Source organism: Citrobacter sp. VF227, assembly GCF_052950715.1.
Genome location: NZ_JBRFVF010000175.1, coordinates 1 through 586, shown reverse-complemented (window position 1 = coordinate 586; position 586 = coordinate 1). Strand labels below are relative to the sequence as shown.

General features: G+C 66.4%; 1 protein-coding gene. It reads left to right on the top strand.

Features of this window, described 5'->3' with window-relative positions; translation table 11 throughout:
• Positions 1–586 (top strand): fumarate hydratase (locus ACU8YC_RS25745; RefSeq protein WP_446896072.1); only part of this gene is annotated, 586 nt, incomplete at both ends.

Below are 586 nucleotides of genomic sequence, written 5' to 3'. Positions count from 1 at the left end.
CCGAATGGCGTCTCGCTGTGGATCAATCATGCTGCACAGCCAGTCGAGGTGGATGTCGCCGCCAAAGGCGGTGGTTCGGAAAACAAGTCGAAGATGGCCATGCTCAACCCGTCCGACTCCATCGTCGACTGGGTGCTCAAGACCGTTCCGACCATGGGCGCCGGCTGGTGCCCGCCGGGCATGCTCGGCATCGGCATCGGCGGCACCGCGGAAAAGGCCGCGGTGATGGCCAAGGAAGTGCTGATGGAGCCGATCGACATCCACGAGCTCAAGGCCCGCGGCCCGCAGAACCGCATCGAGGAGCTGCGCCTGGAGCTGTTCGAGAAGGTCAACCAGCTGGGTATCGGCGCCCAGGGCCTGGGTGGCCTGACCACCGTACTCGACGTGAAGATCATGGATTACCCGACCCACGCCGCCTCGCTGCCGGTGTGCATGATCCCGAACTGCGCCGCCACCCGTCACGCCCACTTCGTGCTCGATGGCTCCGGCCCGGCCAGCCTGGAAGCGCCGCCACTGGACGCCTACCCGGAAATCGTCTGGGAAGCCGGCCCGAGCGCCCGCCGCGTCGATCTGGACAGCATCACAC